The organism is Ruegeria sp. O5, assembly GCF_056535105.1.
Genome location: NZ_JBQERN010000014.1, coordinates 66202 through 84993, shown reverse-complemented (window position 1 = coordinate 84993; position 18792 = coordinate 66202). Strand labels below are relative to the sequence as shown.

15 protein-coding genes are annotated in these 18792 nt (G+C 55.5%); 6 read left to right on the top strand and 9 right to left on the bottom strand.

The genetic code is table 11. The features are described from left to right. Window positions 1-769: 769 nt before the first annotated feature. Together ACR0M3_RS15895 and ACR0M3_RS15890 are read left to right on the top strand one after the other, a co-directional pair. A complete protein-coding gene (locus ACR0M3_RS15895; RefSeq protein ID WP_480911645.1) occupies window positions 770-1186 on the top strand; it encodes a glycosyltransferase in 417 nt (138 codons plus the stop codon). A gap of 168 nt (window positions 1187-1354) precedes the next feature. Continuing rightward, a complete protein-coding gene (locus tag ACR0M3_RS15890) occupies window positions 1355-2818 on the top strand; it encodes a glycosyltransferase family 39 protein (protein WP_480911643.1) in 1464 nt (487 codons plus the stop codon). A 31-nt stretch (window positions 2819-2849) separates the two neighbouring features. Here the strand turns inward: ACR0M3_RS15890 and ACR0M3_RS15885 are convergent, their stop codons facing one another. The 5 genes from ACR0M3_RS15885 to ACR0M3_RS15865 all read right to left on the bottom strand — a co-directional run bounded on the left by ACR0M3_RS15885 (window position 2850) and on the right by ACR0M3_RS15865 (window position 9785). Continuing rightward, window positions 2850-3863 (bottom strand): glycosyltransferase family 2 protein, encoded by a 1014-nt coding sequence (locus tag ACR0M3_RS15885; protein ID WP_480529104.1) that lies wholly within the window; start codon window positions 3861-3863, stop codon window positions 2850-2852. A 37-nt stretch (window positions 3864-3900) separates the two neighbouring features. Next, window positions 3901-5655 (bottom strand): glycosyltransferase family 39 protein, encoded by a 1755-nt coding sequence (locus ACR0M3_RS15880; protein WP_480911641.1) that lies wholly within the window; start codon window positions 5653-5655, stop codon window positions 3901-3903. 120 nt (window positions 5656-5775) lie between these two features. Beyond that, window positions 5776-6603, bottom strand: a complete 828-nt coding sequence (locus ACR0M3_RS15875) for a class I SAM-dependent methyltransferase (RefSeq protein WP_480484460.1) — start codon at window positions 6601-6603, stop codon at window positions 5776-5778. A gap of 175 nt (window positions 6604-6778) precedes the next feature. Continuing rightward, window positions 6779-7492 carry a class I SAM-dependent methyltransferase gene (locus ACR0M3_RS15870; protein WP_480529101.1) on the bottom strand — a complete coding sequence of 238 codons (714 nt, stop codon included), beginning with the start codon at window positions 7490-7492 and terminating at the stop codon, window positions 6779-6781. Between the two features lie 268 nt (window positions 7493-7760). Next, entirely contained in the window at window positions 7761-9785 is a 2025-nt protein-coding gene (locus tag ACR0M3_RS15865) for a hypothetical protein (RefSeq protein ID WP_480911639.1), read from the bottom strand. A gap of 461 nt (window positions 9786-10246) precedes the next feature. On the opposite strand from ACR0M3_RS15865, the gene ACR0M3_RS15860 reads away from it, so the two are divergent. Both ACR0M3_RS15860 and ACR0M3_RS15855 read left to right on the top strand, forming a co-directional pair. After that, window positions 10247-11521 (top strand): right-handed parallel beta-helix repeat-containing protein, encoded by a 1275-nt coding sequence (locus ACR0M3_RS15860; protein ID WP_480484457.1) that lies wholly within the window; start codon window positions 10247-10249, stop codon window positions 11519-11521. A 114-nt stretch (window positions 11522-11635) separates the two neighbouring features. Further along, entirely contained in the window at window positions 11636-12994 is a 1359-nt protein-coding gene (locus ACR0M3_RS15855) for an O-antigen ligase family protein (RefSeq protein ID WP_480484456.1), read from the top strand. On the opposite strand, the gene ACR0M3_RS15850 is transcribed toward ACR0M3_RS15855, so the two are convergent. Genes ACR0M3_RS15850 through ACR0M3_RS15835 form a run of 4 tightly spaced genes read right to left on the bottom strand, consistent with a single transcriptional unit; the run spans window position 12991 to window position 16877 of the window. Next, entirely contained in the window at window positions 12991-13671 is a 681-nt protein-coding gene (locus tag ACR0M3_RS15850; protein ID WP_480484455.1) for a polysaccharide deacetylase family protein, read from the bottom strand. The two genes, ACR0M3_RS15855 and ACR0M3_RS15850, sit on opposite strands and share 4 nt — an antisense overlap. Next, the gene (locus ACR0M3_RS15845; RefSeq protein WP_480911637.1) at window positions 13668-14711 is read right to left on the bottom strand and encodes a lipid II:glycine glycyltransferase FemX; all 1044 of its coding nucleotides are present in this window, start codon (window positions 14709-14711) and stop codon (window positions 13668-13670) included. The genes ACR0M3_RS15850 and ACR0M3_RS15845 overlap by 4 nt, the downstream gene beginning before the upstream one ends. A gap of 7 nt (window positions 14712-14718) precedes the next feature. Continuing rightward, window positions 14719-15921, bottom strand: coding sequence for a GNAT family N-acetyltransferase (locus ACR0M3_RS15840; protein ID WP_480911635.1), 1203 nt, complete (start codon window positions 15919-15921; stop codon window positions 14719-14721). Further along, window positions 15918-16877 (bottom strand): glycosyltransferase family 2 protein, encoded by a 960-nt coding sequence (locus ACR0M3_RS15835; RefSeq protein ID WP_480911632.1) that lies wholly within the window; start codon window positions 16875-16877, stop codon window positions 15918-15920. Before ACR0M3_RS15835 ends, ACR0M3_RS15840 begins: the two co-directional genes overlap by 4 nt. Window positions 16878-17027: 150 nt before the next feature. Between ACR0M3_RS15835 and ACR0M3_RS15830 the strand changes: the two genes are divergently transcribed. Next, window positions 17028-18131, top strand: coding sequence for a GNAT family N-acetyltransferase (locus ACR0M3_RS15830; RefSeq protein WP_480911631.1), 1104 nt, complete (start codon window positions 17028-17030; stop codon window positions 18129-18131). A gap of 27 nt (window positions 18132-18158) precedes the next feature. After that, entirely contained in the window at window positions 18159-18791 is a 633-nt protein-coding gene (locus tag ACR0M3_RS15825; protein WP_480911629.1) for a hypothetical protein, read from the top strand. The last annotated feature ends 1 nt before the right edge of the window (window position 18792 follow it).

Here is an 18792-nt window from a genome sequence, read left to right as displayed (position 1 = left end):
GTAAAAGCCCGGTCGCATTCGAAAGGAAAGTGGCTTAAACGAGCTCTTGGGGTGGCACAAAAACGGGACAGGTCCAGTTTTGCAGAGGCATTTTCCGCACTGGGAACCATCGGTATGAGTTCACTCTTATCTCGTGATCAGCTCCACCTGAGTGATCCGTAAATGCATTGTCGGCGATTGGTTCATCCGAACGACGGTTTCCGGGGCTTGTGAGCGCTAGCTCAATTGAACTGGTCTCAATTTCGACGGGCCACCGTGGCCTGCCCAAGGTGGCTTAAGGTTATCCTTGAGCATATGCTCATGTCTGAGATTTAAATCATCGCCGTCGGTACTGGTCTGCGTAGGAGAGGCTTTGGATTGTGGAGGAGACCGTGTATGACGGGGAAAGCAGCCAGATGTTTCCAACATAGGGTGTTGTAGCGCCACTTCAGTGGGGGGCTCACCGTTTCATTTCTGACCAATCGCTTCGCGCATTCCCACATTCTTCCGACGTATCTATTGTCAAAGATACCTTTGATGGGCCATGCATCTGCCATATGATGGCGATGTCTCAAATAGCTTGGCCCTGTACAATATCAGGTCAACGGTGCTGAGGTTGTAATCGATTTGGCAAAGCCTTTCTGGATGGCGGGTTTGTGTGACGTCCACATGTGTTCTGGACAAGGGGGTAAGGGGTTTCGTCTATGGCCTATATTTCAGGGCAACCAGAGCAGGATCCGCAAAAGGGTATCAACTTGATGATCGATGTGCTGGCCCAGTTGGTGAAAACATCCGGGTTCTGGGACTGATCGATACCGTCCCTCTGCATATGGCCGCTGCAGACTTCATGCTGCTCACGTCCCGTTGGGAGGCATTGCCGATTTCAATTGTTGAAGCCTTTCACGCCGGTTTGCCAGTGATAGCGACCGACTGCGGTGGTGTGAGTGAGCTTGTGTCTGAACGGGTTGGGCGGCTTTGTCCTGTTGGTGATGTTGAAGGGCTGGCCGCGGCTGTGCTGGAGCTTGCAGAAAACGAAGGGCTGCGCAAAACTCTGGGGGCCAACGCCCGCGCACTGGCGCGTGAGGAGCGTTTTGACCCGGACCATGTACATCACGGATCGAACAGCTTTATCGTCAAATGCTGGAAAAAGCAGCCTGACAGAGTGCGCAAAAGAGAAACAATCGCAAAGTATCTTGCAAACTATTGATAATTCTTGAGCGTTTATTGGATGAAATCGCCTGCATTGAAACTTTGTGTCAGTGTACCCCGCAGGTACGGTGCGCTGCGAAAGAAGGATCGACATTTGCTTGCGCCACGCCCCTGCTGTCGATTTTTAACGATGCCCGCATTGAGCCTGGCGTGACTGGAGAAGCCCATGAAACAGACTTCCCCCATGCTTGACCGCAATGATCTGGCAATACTCCTGCTTATTCTTCTTCTTGCCGCAGTCCTCAGAAGCGCCGGGCTGAACGCACCCTTGTGGTATGACGAAATCCGGACCGTCGATACGCATGTCAGCCTTCCGTGGAGTGAGATGATGCGTGATTATTCGATGAACCATCATTACTTTTTCAGCATGAAGGCAAAGCTGGTTTCCCAGATATTCGGAGATCAGGCATGGGCATACCGGTTTCCGGCCGTCCTGTTTGGCGTCGGTCTTGTCGGGGTAATCTGGTGGCTGGCAAAAGAGGTTGCAGACAGCACGATTGCGCATGTGTCAGCTTTGCTGGTAGCCCTGTCCTATCATCAGGTTTGGTTCTCTCAAAATGCGCGCGGTTATACTGAGCTTGCGTTCTGGAGCACACTTGGCTTCATTTTCTTTCTGCGGGGGACGCGCCAGCCAGCGACCGGCACCTGGGTTGCGTTCGGCTTTACCGCCGCGGCCGCTGTTTTCACGCATCTGACCGGTGCATTTTTCTTTGTTGCATTGGGCCTCATCTGGCTGCTTTCCCTGGTGACCGGGTTTGGCCGGGGCGCTTTGACCCGCGAATGGGTGCTGCATCCGCTGTTGGGTGTTGCGGTTGCGCTGGTTCTGGTCCTGTTCGCATATCTGCCGATCTTGCCAAGTATCGCGGGCACCGTAAGCGAGGTTTCGGCGACATCCGCCGTGGACCCCATGCAGGAATATCAGAACCCGCTTTGGACAATTGTCGAAGGTTTGCGGACTGCGGTTGGGAATACCGGTCCGCTAATGTTGTTTATCGCCATCGGCGGGCTGGCAGTCATCGTATTCGGCGCTGTGGGGGCACATGTGACGCAGCCGTTGTTTTTCCCTTCTATTGCCATGCATATCGCTGTGACGCTGACCCTTCTTCTTTCGCTTGAAATGCGGATTTGGCCCAGGTTCTTTTTTGTCGACATTGGTCCCGTCATTATCCTCGCCGTTGTGGGGTGTCGGCATGGGGCTGATGTGGTGGCACGGTGGGTTCGGCAGCCCCAATTCGGACGGCCTCTCTTTGCTCTGGGTGTTATGGCGATGATTGTGGTGTCCGTGCTTCTGGTGCAGCGAAACTATTCTGCCCCGAAACAGGATCTGGCCGGGGCCTTTGCGCTTGTGGAAGAAACCCGCAGTCCGTCAGACCGGATATATGCGATCAATCCGGGCGGGCCTCTTTTTGAAGCTCATTTCGACGCTGACTGGAGAACCATCGGGGATGCGCACGAGTATTCCGAAGCGATGGCCCAGCCAGGTCCTGTAATGCTGGTTGTTCTGTTCCCTGGCCGGATGTTCCGCGCCATTCCGGATTTAAAACGCGACGCAGAAGGGCAATTGGATCATGTGCGTGAGTTCCCCGGAACACTGGGGGACGGAGACGTGCTGGTCTATCGGCGCAGATGAACTGCAGCGGGTTCACAGGACGATTGAGGGATCAAGGCGAATGGTCGTCCCGGGATTCAAGCCCGAGACTGCTTTCGACAATGTAAAGCGGGCGTTTCTGAGCTTCTGCATAAAGCCGTCCCAGATATTCCCCGATCACACCCAGCACGACAAGCTGCAGGCCACCGATCAGCAGCACAGCAACCATCAATGAGGCATAGCCAGGCACATCCACCCCGTAAATAAGGGTGCGTGAGATCAGGAAAACACCATAGATAATCGCAGCCAACGCAGTCAGCATTCCGACATAACCTGCAATCCTGAGCGGTACGGTGCTGAAACCGGTAATACCGTCCAGCGCAAAGTTCCAAAGGCGCCAGTAGTTGAACTTGGTCTGTCCCGCTGCACGCTCGGGACGGTCATACGCCACCTCGATGTGCCGAAACCCGACCCAAGCAAAAAGGCCTTTCATAAAGCGATTGTGCTCGCGCAGTTGAACAACAGCCTGAACCACGCGCCGGTCCATTAGGCGAAAATCGCCGGTATTGGCGGGGATAGGCACGCCCGAAACCCGGTTGATGACCTGATAGAATTTCAGTGCCGACCAGCGTTTCATCGCGGTATCGCTGTCGCGGTGGCGTCGGACGGCATAGACGACATCAAACCCCGCCCGCCATTTCTCGAGGAAGGTTTCAATCAGTTCAGGCGGGTCCTGCAAATCCGCATCAATAGGAATAACAGCCTGACCGGTGGTGACATCAAGCCCGGCGGTCAGCGCAATTTCTTTTCCAAAATTACGTGAAAAGTTCAATACTTTGACGCGTTTATCACGTTCATGCGCCTCGGCCAGAATGGCGGCGGTCCTGTCGGTGCTGCCATCGTTGACGCAGATGATCTCATAACTTTCACCAAGGGTTTCAAGGAAGTTGCCAAGTCGGTCGAACAGAATCGGCAGCACCTCTTCCTCGTTAAACATGGGCACGACGATGCTGAGCGTGGGCACACCCTGATCTGGGTTTTTTGCTCGCGACAGGGATGTGGGAAGGTGCATGTTTAACGGCGCCATTGCGACTTTCTTGTTTTGTGTATGTGAGCACAGGTGATCATGGTTTGGTATCAGGTTCAAAGAGTTCTGCGCTGGCCCGTAATTTTTTTATTGTTAGGATCGGTTTATAGCCACGCAGTGCTGCCCGCCGTGCATCGTCGATAACCGGGTTTTCTTCATAGGGCCAGGTGACCAGCCAGACACGAGCCTCAGGGTTGGTCTGAAGTGCAGCTTTGTGGTCTGAGACGACATAATGCGCAGTTTCGAGATAATAGAACAGGGGTGTATCGGTCCAGTCACGGACCTGTTTCATAAAGACAAGATCGTCAGGGTGCATTTCAGGCCGCATGGCCAGCGCAATGCCTTGATAATCATTGGGAGATCCGGGTTTTTGGGCAGCGTAGAATACACTGGCGGCAAATACGATAACGCAGGCACCCATTGCCGACAGTCGGAGAAGGCTGGCTTGGAAGAGCCAGACCGCGCCTGCGGCGCTCAGGATCAACAAATAAGGTATGAAAATCAGAAAGGCCCGTGGCGCAAGGACTGATACCTTGTAGGACGCAGCGAACAGGATCAGCGGTGCACCTACCGCGATGAACCATAGCAACAAGGTGCGTTCCTGAGGGTAATGTAGTGTACGCGATGGCAGTCGGGGGGCTAACCCCCTCCAAAGCGTACCCAGAACAGGAATGAGCAGAGCCAGAAGGGGCAAGATGGACATCACCATCAGTGCCTCGTTTCGGCGGTGGGCGATTGTGGCTAGCCAGAACATGAAGCAGGCCGAGCAGATGGCTGCAACAGCCGGAATCCATATAGGGATCGACCGACCTGAGCTTGTGACAGGGGTCTCGCGTTTGGGTGCTTTCAAACTGGCTGCCAATAAAAGGAGGGAAAATGCCAGCAGCAGCCATGCGGGAACCATGGGGATCTGTAGAGGCGGGATCGTGAAATTGTCCTGTGCAAATAAAAACCCAAATGAGAAATACTCGGCCAGGAATTCCGGGGACGGCTCATCGACTGCACCTTTTCGTGCGCGATAAACCGCATGAGTCAGCGCCGGAGCGGATAGAATGAAAGCAAGAGCCTGAACCTGAAACAGTCGAGGGGGATGCCGTAGGTCAATTCGATTAGACAGACGCCCTGGTATATTTTCGGGCCGGGGTAGAACCAGGACTGTCCAGAGCAGATGAATCAGAAGCAGGGGCCAGAAAAACTCGACAGTGAGAACGCCTGCCATTGCGGTGACGATATAGGTAATCTCGATCGCCGGACGTGGTTCGCGGGATCGGATGAGGCATAACAACAGCCAAGTTGCCAGAAGGGACAGGCAGGCTCCGGCAGCATACATGCGGGCCATCTGGCTCCAAAAGATGTGAAACCCATGAAGTGCCAGCAATAAGGAGGCCAGGCAGCCTACGGTTGACCCAAAGATATTCCGCGCGACCAGAAAAATAAGCGGGATTGATCCCACGGCAAACAGAACCCCCGGGAAGCGCAGGGAAAAGTGGGATGTGCCGAATGTGTTGGTCCAGCCCAGCATTGCCACATACCATCCCATAGGATGCGGCTCATCGTGGAAATGCCACCAGACGGTTTCGGCAAGGTTATGGCGTGGCGGTGGTTCAGAGATGCCGGGAACAAGATTGATACCCGGGACGTAGATTTCCGGATGAGACAGGCTTCGAGGTTCAATTCCCCAAAGACGAAGTATGACAGACAATACAAGAATACAGGAAATCACACACAAAACGGTGGTTGTGCGATACTGGCGCCCAGAAACGAAAACACGCTCTTTGCCAAACGATACCATGGCAAGCAATCTCAAACAAAAACAACCATATCTTTCTGTAACACCAGAAACAGCCCGAGTCATGTTTGCAGGTGGATGGCACGGATAAAGTAGCCAAGTGACCGCAGGACTTGAGGCTGGTCAGAAATACTCTTTCAACTTGCGGGCGCGTTTCATGTTGGACGGCAAAGACACCGTCGCCCGAACCAGTCTCGCTACTGCACGCATTCCCGGAACCGCTTTGAGCGCGGACAGCCCCTTGGATGTTTTTAGAAGGGTTTCATAGGTCTGATTATCTGCATGCCTGAAATCCTTGGCGTGCAAATCTTCACCGTTGTTCTCCGTCGGTGCAGACACAACCGAGGTCGCTTTGCGGTTCACGTCAAAGACGACAAAGGATTCAAAGAAGCTGATTCCCCATGCGCGTTTTTCCGAGGCGTCAGGCGTCAGGCGCGAGAACCGATGGTTGATACGGTCCACCATGTTCATGGCATATTTGATGAAGGAACGGTGCCTGAGGCCGAACCCTTCCATGTAGGAGGTATGGGTGTCTTCGACCACAAGCATCCCGCCCTCCTTGATATGCGGCAGTAGGCATTCCGTCGTAATGATCTGTTGTTCATAGGTGTGGCCGCCATCATCCAGAACGATGTCGATGTCACCGACTTCCCTTGCGATTTTTTCAAGGAAATCCGGATCGCTCTGGCTGCCGATGAAAATCTCGAACCCTTCCTGTTCCCAGCGCTTTGCATCGGGGTTCAGTTCAACGCCGATGATGCGCGCCTGTGGGCCAAAGAACTCCCGCCACATGAAAAGAGATCCACCACCCAGAACGCCGATCTCAACAAACGTGATATCCTTTCCGATGTAGGGAGAAAAAAGTTTGTCATACACATCGAAGTAAGTGGAATGCTTACTGCTTTTGTATGGGCTGTTCATATAGGCCTGATAACTTTTCGACTCTAACATCTCTACGTCCTCGGATCTCAACTTGTCATGCGCTCCACCTGTCGAAGCGGGTATTCATAAACTGGGGCGTCAATTCCATTACTTCGTCTGTTTGGCTGTTTTGTGGCTCCGCTCTTTCCACAGCCTCCGGTCTTGCTGGTTTCATGTCAAACGCCGTGGGCCCGATCTGGGGCACTTACTTGCGCGTTATGATGATGGCATAGGAAGAATAAACAGCCCATTCGTGCCGGGCGCAGAGGCGCGCCAGCCCGTTATCCAGCTGCCGCAGGCCGAAAATCTTATCATAGTAATGGTGCCCGTAATATTCATGTACTTCGATGCTCGAAAACCCGACATCCGCCAGCGCCTTTCGCATATACGGGGTCGAGCCGCGACACAGTGAGTAATAGGCGGGGAATTTGCCGGTATTCTGGCCATCAAAGCGCCGGGGCTGCAACAGTTGAACCGCCTTGCGTGTCAGTTGTTCGGGAAACAGCCAGTTGATCAAGAATGGCGAGGCGAAAATGGTCGGCACTAGGTGAACGGCAACGCCACCATCCGCCAGAAGGTGATGCATGTTTTTGTGGAACTGCTTGCCGTCCGGCATGTGCTCGCCACAGAATTTCGACATGATCAGATCGAATTTCTGATCCACATGGCTAACATCTCCACAAGCGTTGATCTGCAGCGTGTCGAAATCGTCCGAGACATGGGACAGTTCTTCGGCACTGATATCGCTGATGGTGAACGAGGAGACGTGATCCGGCAGGGGCCTATCACCAGTCGAACGGCTGGTCGTGCCGCCGATCTCCATGATCCGGGCCGGTTTTTCATCCGATATGATGTTCCAGATCGTATCCAGATAGTCTTGCCTGCAATCCGTATGCCAGCGTATTTCTGACTGTACCATTTACTCTCCCAAAAACCCGTAGCCTAGCGCGGCGTTTGAAACGGGACCAATCACGACAAAATGCTTCTTGTAATACGCCTTTTAAGGCACTGGCATAGCTGTTTGACTAATCATTTAGATGAATACTGGCAGCATTCAAAGAACGTATGCACCCAAGCTTACATAACTGGCAATGCCGGTGGTCAGAATAGATATGGGTGGGTCCGATTTCCCGGAACCCGCCCATACAATAGCGATCAATAAGTTGCTTTTCTGGCGATCTTTGCCGTTACGCGAACAAATCGGAATACTGCTCGACAAACGGGGTCTCATCGCCGATCGCAAAGGTGTCGACGCTGTCACCAACGTACCAGTCTCTTTCCCGGCCACCAGCGAAGTCGAAATCCGTATTGGTTTCGTCCAGGACAACGGCACCATCGACCAGAACCTGAAGGCGATCGGTGGCCTGATCGACCATCAGGGTGACCTCATGTGTTTCACCGTCGCTCAGATTGACATCCGTGATCTTGAAGCCGTCGTGGAACCCGCCATCATTGTTGTCGACTTTTGCGACCAGATGCCCTTTCTTGTTCAGCTTCAGGCCGAAATTCGAGTGGTTCCACACAAGCCGCTCGGCTGTTGTGTCGCCTTCTTCCCGCGTCACGTCGATCGAGAAGCTGACTTGCTCGGCGTCAGAAATCCCGTCCAGGTGCCCGATGTTCCCCCGACTGTCCTGATTGGTGATGTCGATCACCGACATTTCGTCTTGTGAGCTGTCGGCAAGGATAAGTTCGGAGTCGGTGTCAGGTTGCTCTGAACCCGTGTCGGGTTGTTCCGAGCCTGTGTCAGGCTGCTCGGCGCTTGTATCGCCCTCGGCCTGCGTCGCGTCGACCTGGGAGGAGACTTTGCTGATGTCAGAAATTCCGTCCTGGTACTCAATGCTCTCCGGGCTGTCCTGATGGGTTATGTCGATCATCAGTTCGCCCTGCGGTTCGCCGCTAACAGGCTCGGACCCGGTGTCGGGTTGTTCAGACCCGGTATCAGGCTGCTCGGACCCAGTGTCGGGCTGTTGGACTCCGCTGTCCGGAGACGTGGAGCCACTGTCGGGGGACGTGGTGCCGCTGTCCGGGGACGTGGTGCCGCCCTGCTGCGGAGTGGTGGACCCCGAGGTGCCATACGAATGGGCCGAACCGGCGTTTAGTGTGTCAGCCAGGCTGCCTGGGATGACGACATACTGGTTGTAACCATTCCCCTGCGCCGTTGCCTGGTAGGTGAAGTTCTGGCCGTACTCACCGGGCTGGATCAAGGCGTTGTTGCTGACGTTCCAGTCGGATTGCCCGTTATACCCTACGATCTGAGATGTAATGTTCTGATCGATGGTGACGTTTGTGGAACCTGAGGAAACGTTGATCACCGGGATCTCGATCCCGCCGGTCAGCGTCTTTTCGTCCACATGCAGAACTGAATTCTGAGTGATCGTAAGCCCATCTACCCCATAAAGAGAAATGCCGTGGAAATGGCCGTTGTAGATCGTGTTCCCTTCGATCAGCACGTTGTGATGGATCACGTTGGGATCGTTGATATCCTGGCCGTCACCACCAGCCCAGATGGTTTGGGTAAAGTCCCCGTTCCCCATGTCGAACACGTTGTTGCGGATGGTGATGTTGTCACTGCCGCTGCCGTTGGCGCGCTGAATCTGGATCATGTCGCGGTGATCGCCGGACCCGGCTGCGCCGCCGAAATCGTGAATATAGTTATTCTCAACCAGAATGTTGTCGACATTGTCGAAGACCAGACCGTCGGACCGTATCGTGTGGATATCACTGCCGGTAACGCTGACCCCGTTAGAGTTCGCGGCAATGACAGCTTTCCACCATTTCAAGAACTCGGTGTTGTCAATACTGACATTGGTCGAGCCACTGATCGTCAGGCCTGTTCCATAACCGGTGCCGTCCGCGGATGTGCCTGTGCCGCTGGCAACGTCGCCATCGAAGATCGAGTTTTTGAACGCGATGTTCTGGCTGTCATAGACACTGAACGGACTTTGGAAATGGTAGTCGCCACTATTGTAAGTGTAGTCGAACTTGATGCCGTCGAATGTGACGTTCGATGATTGCTTGACGTGAATACCGGAAAAGCTGGCTTGCGCATTCGGATCCGCGGATTGGATCGTCACATTCGATGCGAAATTCGTGTAGTGGAGGTTGAGCTGACCGTAATCGCCCGCCGCAAGCAGTATGGTTTCCCCACCTGTCGCCTGAGACAAGGCCTGGTTCAGCTCTGCCGCAGAGGTTACCGTGATTGTCGTCGACATATTTCACCTTCTGTTTCATAGGCGCTGTGAGTGGCAGCGCACGAGATCCCGCACACCCAGGACGGATGGAACAGCCACCCGAAGGCGGCAGAGTGGCCGAAATATGGCTATGTTTGGAAATTGTTGCCTGTATCGGGACAATGACGTCCCTTCGCGCTCATTTCCGAGTTAACTTGATACTCGATACCGGGAATTGTTCCACTTCCCTTGGCGGTTGAGTGTGGTTTGAAGTATTGATTCCAACATCGCAACAGCGGACACAAAATTGACATCATTCAGGCATGTCCTTGCGTATCTTCGGTTGGCATCGGCAATGAATTGCCCGGTGACGTCAGGGAAGGTGATGATCCCGACAGGGTGGTCGCGGATGTTGAGGTTTTGAAAGGCGCGGGTCGCAATAGACAGCAGAACATGGCTTGCCTAAACTTTCAGGCAGATGTGGGTGCTTAGAAAGATGAATTATGGCTGGGTTCAGAATGATTGCTCTGGCGGGGACGTTGATATGCACGCTGGGATTTGATGTTGCCGCCCAGACCCCATGCCAGGGGCGACATGTACAATCCCGTCTTTCTGCGGTTCAGACAAAAGGTCAGCCTGTTGCAGATGCCACAGCTCTTGCCGCGGTCTTGCAAAGTGCCCACGGCGGAGAGACCTTTCTGCTAGAATCCGGGAATTATGGAACCCTGAGGCTGAATGCGTCCTACCGGTCACCAGTGACGATCCGGTCTGCTGATCCCGCATCGCCAGCCTGTTTTACGCGTCTGGTTCTGGAAGGGGCCGGAAATGTGCATCTGGATGGTGTCTATTTTGACTACACATATAATGGCGGAGACCCGCATTTTATCGCCTATTTTGTCCTCTTGGACAGCACAGACATAAAAATCTCGAATTCAGTGTTCGACGGTGGGACCGCACGTGGAACAGGGACCGAGGCGGACGGATACAGTATTGGGATTGGTCTGAAGATCGAGCGCGGTGGCAACCTGACACTATCCGGCAACGAGTTTCGCAAATGGTGGACCGCTGTTCTGTCGGTTCAGTCAAGACAGCTCACCTTTTCGGGCAACAATATCCACACGATCAGATCTGATGGGATCGATATCGATGCCGCAGATGGCCTGACAATCGAACGCAACAGGTTTCACGATTTTGGCGGGGCGGCCGGTTCCCAGGATCACCGCGATATGATTCAGATCATGCGGGTGTCGCCCCGGGGGTCTTCGGATATCGTCATCCGGGATAACGTCTTTGACATGGCCGGCGGCGACTTCACTCAGACGATATGGGCCGGTGGCGACGGCAAGGATCTGAACAACTCTGTCATGCGGCATCGCAATGTGCTGGTTGAAAACAACATGATCTACAATGCTCATATTCACGGTATTTCCATTCACGGATCCGATAACATCTCGATCAGAAAAAACTCTCTGATCCATGTGCCCGGCGGACACTCTGTTCCGGCCATCAATATTTCTTCGGATTCGACTTCGGTGGTCATTGAACAGAATGCTGTGGCAAGCATCATCGGGTACAAAAATCAGCGCGATTGGGTTGTGCTCAATAATGCGCTGATTCAGGATCAAAGCCCGTCACAGGGTGGCTATTACGATCACGAATTCATCTACCACGCGCGTGGCAGGAAGAACGGATACAATGAATATGGTGTCCGTCCCGGCAGTCAGCTTGATCGCTTGAATGCGGGGTCCACATTGTCGAAATCATATCCCTCGCGATGAGAGATGCAGAACGAAGTTGTGGAAAAGTGACTGGCCTTAGGCGCTTCGCCAGAATACTGACAACATGTTTATGCATTTTGTGACACGTTACCCAGTTAAAAGCAGGACGTTCGAATGACCGCTGTATTGTCAGCCAAAGCCAGTGCCCCGGCGACAAGGCCGATCGTTCTAGCCTTACTCATTTTCTCGTTTGCGATGCCGTTCTATTTCCACTTAGGGGGGCTCAGACTCAGCGGGTATCGGGTGATCCTGCTGCTGTTTATGTTCCCTGCGATTATCGGATGGCTGAGTGGCAAGGCCGGAAAGATCAGGCTCGTTGATATTCTGGCGATTATGTTCAGCTTCTGGTCGGCCCTGTCTTTTTCTGTCAATCATGGTTTGGTGCCGATGTGGCAGTTCATTGGGATGTTCATGATTGAAACGCTGGCGCCCTACTTCATTGCCCGAGCCTATATCCGGAATCTGGAATCGTTTCGGTATTTCGTGAAGTGCCTGTTTCTGCTCATCCTCATTCTGCTGCCCTTTGCCTTATTCGAATCCTTTACGGGCAAGACGCCGCTGCTGAACCTGTTTGGCAAGGTTCTGAGCGTTTATCAGAAATGGATATTCGAACCTCGGCTTGGGTTGCTGCGGGCGCAGACAACGATGCCTCATCCTATCCTGTTCGGAGTGTTTTGCGCGCCGGCCTTCGCGCTGACCTGGTATGTGCTGGGGTGGCAAAAACCGCTTTTCAAGAAGGTTGCTCTGACTTCGGTGATCGGGGGTGCCGTGTTCTTTTCCCTTTCATCGGGTGCCTTCCTGAATGTCATCATTCAGCTGGCGCTTATGGGATGGAACTGGGTTTTTCACTTCCTCAAAAGCAAATGGAAAGTTCTGCTGAGCATATTTGGCGTCCTGTATTTCATTGCCGAGATTGGCTCGAACCGGAGTATGTTCCAGATCTTTGCAACCCATTTCACGCTGACCCCCGGCACGGCATGGGCACGCATCCACACGTTCAACTTCGCATCCGACGATATTCTGCGAAACCCGATCTTTGGTATCGGTCTGCATGATTGGACGCGCCCCCACTGGATGGTATTGCTGAGCAGCGTCGACAACTTCTGGCTGGTGGTCACATTACGGCATGGTTTTCCGGCCCTGTTCCTACTGGCCGGTGCGGTCATTGTAACGTTCCTTAAACTGGGCAGCAGAAATCTGACCGGGGCAATGGCGGATGCGCGCCTTGGATATCTGTTTTCGCTGTTGGGCCTTTGCGTGTCTGCCGTTACGGTTCATCTTTGGGATTCCACGTTCTGTTTCTTGATGTTCCTTCTTGGGGCGGGGGTCTGGTTTCTGGATGCAGATGACGGATCCGAGCAGGACGGGGATCAGGCACAGGCCGACCAGGCAGACAAAAAGATGCGATATACCCGGTTTTCTCAGGCCTTGCCCGGTGAGCTGTCTACCGGGCGTGTCGCACGCGCCCGCTAACCAGTAGCCGTCCAGCGCCGACGGGCCATGCCCAATACGCGTCGAAACCGGCGCGCGAGCGGCATGCGACCCGACAAGATCGTCTGCAAATCCTGATCGCTCATATCCTCGCGCAGCGATGTGCGGGGGCGTAGGAATGCGTTTTTCCGCCAGGTGCCTCCGTCGCTTGACCAGGCTGTAGTGTAGCCCGCGTCGCTCAGCGCACGTAACACCCGCGTATCGTAGCGGCCAAAGGGAATGCCCGCCTCGGTCACTGGGCGGCCGCATATCGTTTCCAACTGCGCGCGGGATTCGCTGAGTTCTCGGACCAGCGCGGTGTCATCCAGTGTCGGCCAGGCAAGATGGTCGACCCCATGGCTGCCGATTGTCATATCCGCATCCTGCAGGGTGCGCAGATGGTTTGCATTCAGGGATCCGGCCTGACCGATCCGCCCGGTCAGGACAAAGAACCGTGCCCGAAGCCCCCGGGCCGACAGCGCTGGCAGGGCGATGTCATGATCCGAAAGATTGCTGTCATCGAAGGTGATGGTGAACCGGTTCGGATCGGGGTCTGCGGCGATCCGGTCCAGAACCCGTTCGAATTGCTCGACCGAAAGCCAATAGGGGGCCTCGCCCGGATCCAGAGGGCGTTTTGGTGTTCCGATGCCGTGAAAGTTGATACCGATGGGCTTTGTCATGAGCGCAGTTTCTTCAGGCGGGCGTGAATGGTTTCGGCGATGCTGATCAGGGCAGAGCTTGCGCCGACAGGGCGGAACTCGTACGGGCCCGCTGCGCGTAGCTCTGTGCCGCCCGTGCGCAGCTTGTAACGTGTGACGGAAGGGTTGGCTTCAGGATCTATCCCGCCCAGGTCGAAATACTTCAGGCCCAGGTCGCGACAGCGCAGCATGGAATGCCACATCAGATAATGCCCGGCATTCAGGCGCCGCCCGGTGTCCAGAGTGGCCCCGAACAGATAGACGGCATTGGACCCGGCGCGGCCCAGCGTCATTGCGGCAATGTCGGCCCCGTCCTTGCGGGCAAACAGAACCTCATGAGCAAAATCCGACCCCTCAAGGGGATAATAGAATTCTGGCGGGATGTCCGGTCGAAAGCCTTTGGCCGCCTGAACCTCGGTGTACATCGGATGAAACCGGTCAGCCGCTTGTGCAATCGGTACGATATCCAGATCAAGACCAGCTTTCAGCGCATTGCGCAGGGGGTTGCGCCATTTCCCGTGCAGGGCACGCATCAGCGTGTCGTCGTCCTGGGTACAATCCACGACCACGGTTCGATAGGTCGGGGATCGATCGGTGGGCAAAAACGCTTCGCTACGGGTCAGCTGATCCAACAATGCAACATCATGCCAGGGTGTGGCCGGAAACCGCAGGCGCAGGATATGCCCGCTCTCCTGAGCATACGTGCGCAGTGCGGCTAGCACGGCACGCAGTGTTGCAGCGTCGGGATCAGGCCGCTCGACATGCTGTACCAGTGGTCCGGCGGCAAGCCATGCAATGCCACGCCGCAGGCCGGGAACATGTTTGATGCGCAGACATGCGGCGGCAACAGGCTGCCCGTCCGGGGAGGCAAGCATTAGGAACTGTACTTCTGCCCCGATCCGGCGGGCCGCCGCGCGGGCATAGGTCAGGCTGTGTTCAAGGGTCAGGTCGCGGAATGACGCGCTGAGGGCGGGCCACTTTTCTTCAGGCAGAACCCGTGCGGAGAGCTGATATGCGATCATATCCGCCTCATATTCTTGTTTTGATCCAGCTGGACCACAGCGATTTGTTTTTCAGCGGGATCACGGCCCTCAGCCGGGGTGCAACCCGCCCGAACCAGAGCCTGTAATAGACCAGGTGCAACACACGCGCCCAGCCAAGGCAGAGCTTCAGCAAGACAGGGGATATTCCTGATCGCCGTGAGACGATCAGGCGATGAGTGGGCACCGATTCACCGCCATAGACCAGCTTGTAACCATATGCGCCAATCCCGGCCTCGATCCGCGTCACGCCCGCGCTGATCAGTTGTTCGACCATCTGGATCAGGCCGATTTTCCCAAGGCTGAGCCGCTCAAGCTCTGGGTCAGTTGATCTGGCGGGCAACCGCCAATGGCAGGTCTGTCCCGCGACCAGACAGAATTGAGTGGCAAGGGGGCCGTTTCGACCATGTTGTTCGACGAACCAGGTTTCTTGTCCCTGCAAGGTGGCATCTGCCAGATCGCTGTAGAAAGCGGGGCTGCCAGACCAGTCCACGAAATGGCCACCCTTGCCGATTTCCTGCCATTGCCGGTTGTGAAAGTCGACAAAATCCCCGAACTGATGCGCATCAGGATGGACCATCTGTGTTGTCAGGCCGTGGTCATTCTGTAGATGTTTCAGATCCCGCCGATACTGACCCCGGCGTTTCTTGGATAGGTTGGCAAGATAGCCGTCAAATGTATCGGGCAGTTCGAAAACCGTATGGGTGCCAGCCGGCGTGTCGGTCAGCGCCAGCCCCGGTGCCACCCCATTGCGGATGGCTGCCAGCATGGTGCCGCGTTCCGAGGCGGGGGTAAAACTGACCAGATGCGCCCGGCCATCGCCGAGAAGGCCGTTCAGGGCCTCGGCGCAGCTGTTCTTTAGCGCGGTTTCCGTGGCGGCCAGTTGGAAAATCACCGTGTTGGGATCGGTTGCGGCCAGTTTGGCGATGCGGACCCTCACAGGCCCCAGCCAAACCGGATAGATCATGAACGGCAGCAGGGCGACCAGCTGTCCCTGAGCGTCATATGCCACAAGGGTCCGGAGCGTTTTCCCGCTCCCGAAATGAGCCCACCAGGTCAGAACCCAGACCGGAGTGGCATAGATATCCGCGCCGGTCTGTCGGGCCAGTGCGGCCCACACATCGGTCATGCGTTCAAGGCCCTTGACCCCATCAACCCATTTGAATGTCAGCCGGACGTCCGTGTCGGTCACTCTGTCGGCTCCTGGCTGGTCAGGTGATAGCGCAGCGAGGCCCGGGCCAGACGCCGCCGCGCGGCAGCTTCTTCCCGTTGATTTGCGACCGACATGACAAAGCGCAATACGGATGACCCCACAAATACCATCCGGCCGCGGAACAGGCCCCAAAGGCCATAATGCTTGCGCAGGTAGATCATCTTACTTTTTTGCATCTGTACGTACATCCGCGAGCGGATCTGGGCGGTGCTTTTGCCGCCTCCCTCAAGGTGCAGGATGCGCGCTTCGGGGGTGAACACGCATTTCCAGCCTGCATCACGGATGCGACGACACCAGTCGGCCTCTTCCGAGTAGACGAAGAATGCCTCATCCAGAAGACCCACGGCCTCGAAGACACGACGCGGCACAAGCATGAACATGCCCGAGACGACGTCGACCTCGCGTTGCGAACGCCGATCCCAGTCTCCGTACTCGGCGCGGGCCAGAAGCGGATTGCCCCGAGACAGGCGGTGCAGCCCAAACTCGATCAGCGCCAGATTGCCGGGTCCGGGGTCAGCAAAACAGGTGCGCTGGATGGTGGTTTCATCTTCCAGGACCTGACATCCAGCGCAGCCGACATCCGGGTGCTGATCCAGCCAGCCCAGCATGGTATCGATCGCACCATCCAGAATGATGGTATCGGGATTGAGCAACAGCAGATTGTCACCCCGTGCGATTTCCAGACCCTGATTGTTGGCCGCGGCAAATCCCCGGTTCGTGTCATTGGCGATCAACCGAACATCAGGGAATTCGTCACGGACAAGATCGACGGATCCGTCGCTTGATGCATTGTCGACGACGATGACCTCATGCGGCTTCCGGGTCTGTCGGGAAATGGATATCAGGCAGTCCCGAAGAATGTCCCGGGTATTCCAGTTCACGATGACAATGGAAACAGCGCATTCGCTCTGCGTGCCGTGTGACGGTGAAGTCATGAAACCCTGTTCTCGTTACTCGCTTACATTTTCAAATTGTTTAGCCATTGTTCTGATCTATGAATACACTCAACGTCATTAAGCGACGGCTGTTGTTAAATAGTAGCTGTGAAATTCAGAGCGAATAAACCGGTATATTGAGGTATTAGTTTGGCTGGGCAGGAACTTGAAGGGCAAGATAGTGTTGCGATTGAATGCACTGAAACCCTGACCGCAGACCGGAATGCCGAGTGGATGACGTTTCTGAATGCGGCCCGGCACCAGCATCCGCGGCAATCTCCGTTGTTTACGAATTCGGAACAAAGGTTGAATCGCAAGGTGATTTATGCCTCGGCGCGCCGGGGGGGTGTGCTTGTGGGTGTCGGCCTGATCTCGCTTGAACCGCACCCATATCTGCCCGGCGCCTGGGCCCGGGCCCATTGCCTGAGCGGCCCGGTTTGCGACGATGCCACCGATATGGTGGCGTTTCTGAACGGCCTGTGCAGGCAGCCTGAGCTTGCAAGGGTTGGCAGCCTGACTGTCACTCCGTTCTGGACCGAAGAAGAGGCCGGCACACTGGATGCCGCACTGGCCCGTGCGGGATGGCGCGTTGCCGAAGAAGGCCAGTTTCGCGAGACCGGATGGGTCGACATCTCGGTCACGAACGAAGAGATCATGGCGGCGTTTTCCAAAAGCGCCCGTCGCGAGGTCAGACGCGCAGAACGGCAGAGCGTGACGTTCCGAAGCGCGCAGACCCCGGAAGAGTTTCGTATTTTTCTCGAGAGCATGAACCGGTTGCGCGTTTCGCGCAGGCTGCCCGAGCTGAGCCTTCCCGCCTATGAGGCGATGTTCGAGGACATATTGCAGCAGGACGAGACAGGCACCGTGATCCTGGCCTGGCAGCAAGAGGCCTTTCTGGCCGGGCTTTTGGTGTATCGCAGCAGGGACATTGTGCACGGCCGGCATTTCACCACCGAGCCGGATCATCTGCGGGCGGCGGGCAATCTGCGTATCGCCCCGGCCTTGTGGTTGGAGGCCATGAGATGGGCCAAGAGCAAGGGCTGTAGAACCTTGGATGTCGAGGGCTATCACGTACCGGTTTCAGGCGAGAAGAAATTCAACATTCACAAGTACAAGTCAGAATTCAATCCGCGTGTCGTGCAGCGGATTTCGGCCCGTGAAAAGGTGTTGAACCGGTCTGTGTACCTGACGGGAAATGCGCGTGATCTGATCCGGGGGCAGCTGAAAAAGCTCAAGAGGGCAACGGCGGGTTAGGCCCCTGAACGATTGGTAAGGCGAAGTATGAATCTGGCTAAAAAAGGCAAATTGCAACTGATCCGGGGGGCCGCGCGACGTGGGCCGGTTGTTCTTGTCAGGCAGCTTTGGCTGGCCCTGATGGACAGCTTTGTGCGCAAACGCCATCTGGTATTCCGGCTGGGCGCGACCAGTTGCGCTGCCAACTCACGAGCCGGGCAGGACGCGCAACTGGTGCGGGAAATCCGATCACGCGAAGACCTTACCAGTGACGAACTGGCCAGCTTGACGGACCCTGAGGTGGCGCATAACTGGGGAATGCTGGAATGGCTGGACGCCGGGTGGCAGCTTTGGGTGCTGACAGAAGAGGGGTGCATCCAGGCGGTGGCCTGGGTTAGGGATGCCGCGCATAGCCGCGATTTCTTTGTGCCTCTCACCGACACGGAAGAGCTGTTCTGGCATGTTTATGTCCTGCCGCGATACCGAGGCAGGAATTTGCAGGTCCGGCTTTGGGGTATGATTGTTGCCAACAGAAGATCCGCGGGAATCGACGGGTTTTATACCAATTGCCGGGATTACAATTTACCGTCCAGGCGCAATATTCTGAAAACGGGGTTTTCACCTATTGGACATTGCGATGAAAACCGTCTGACACACCGTCGGGCCTGGCGGGGTTATTGAA

What these genes read in the sequence shown, in the direction of transcription:
- ACR0M3_RS15890 (WP_480911643.1), top strand. Translation starts at nt 1,355, where the DNA reads ATGAAACAGACTTCCCCCATGCTTGACCGCAATGATCTGGCAATACTC.
- ACR0M3_RS15885 (WP_480529104.1), bottom strand. Translation starts at nt 3,863, where the DNA reads ATGGCGCCGTTAAACATGCACCTTCCCACATCCCTGTCGCGAGCAAAA.
- ACR0M3_RS15880 (WP_480911641.1), bottom strand. Translation starts at nt 5,655, where the DNA reads ATGGTATCGTTTGGCAAAGAGCGTGTTTTCGTTTCTGGGCGCCAGTAT.
- ACR0M3_RS15875 (WP_480484460.1), bottom strand. Translation starts at nt 6,603, where the DNA reads ATGTTAGAGTCGAAAAGTTATCAGGCCTATATGAACAGCCCATACAAA.
- ACR0M3_RS15870 (WP_480529101.1), bottom strand. Translation starts at nt 7,492, where the DNA reads ATGGTACAGTCAGAAATACGCTGGCATACGGATTGCAGGCAAGACTAT.
- ACR0M3_RS15865 (WP_480911639.1), bottom strand. Translation starts at nt 9,785, where the DNA reads ATGTCGACGACAATCACGGTAACCTCTGCGGCAGAGCTGAACCAGGCC.
- ACR0M3_RS15860 (WP_480484457.1), top strand. Translation starts at nt 10,247, where the DNA reads ATGGCTGGGTTCAGAATGATTGCTCTGGCGGGGACGTTGATATGCACG.
- ACR0M3_RS15855 (WP_480484456.1), top strand. Translation starts at nt 11,636, where the DNA reads ATGACCGCTGTATTGTCAGCCAAAGCCAGTGCCCCGGCGACAAGGCCG.
- ACR0M3_RS15850 (WP_480484455.1), bottom strand. Translation starts at nt 13,671, where the DNA reads ATGACAAAGCCCATCGGTATCAACTTTCACGGCATCGGAACACCAAAA.
- ACR0M3_RS15845 (WP_480911637.1), bottom strand. Translation starts at nt 14,711, where the DNA reads ATGATCGCATATCAGCTCTCCGCACGGGTTCTGCCTGAAGAAAAGTGG.
- ACR0M3_RS15835 (WP_480911632.1), bottom strand. Translation starts at nt 16,877, where the DNA reads ATGACTTCACCGTCACACGGCACGCAGAGCGAATGCGCTGTTTCCATT.
- ACR0M3_RS15825 (WP_480911629.1), top strand. Translation starts at nt 18,159, where the DNA reads ATGAATCTGGCTAAAAAAGGCAAATTGCAACTGATCCGGGGGGCCGCG.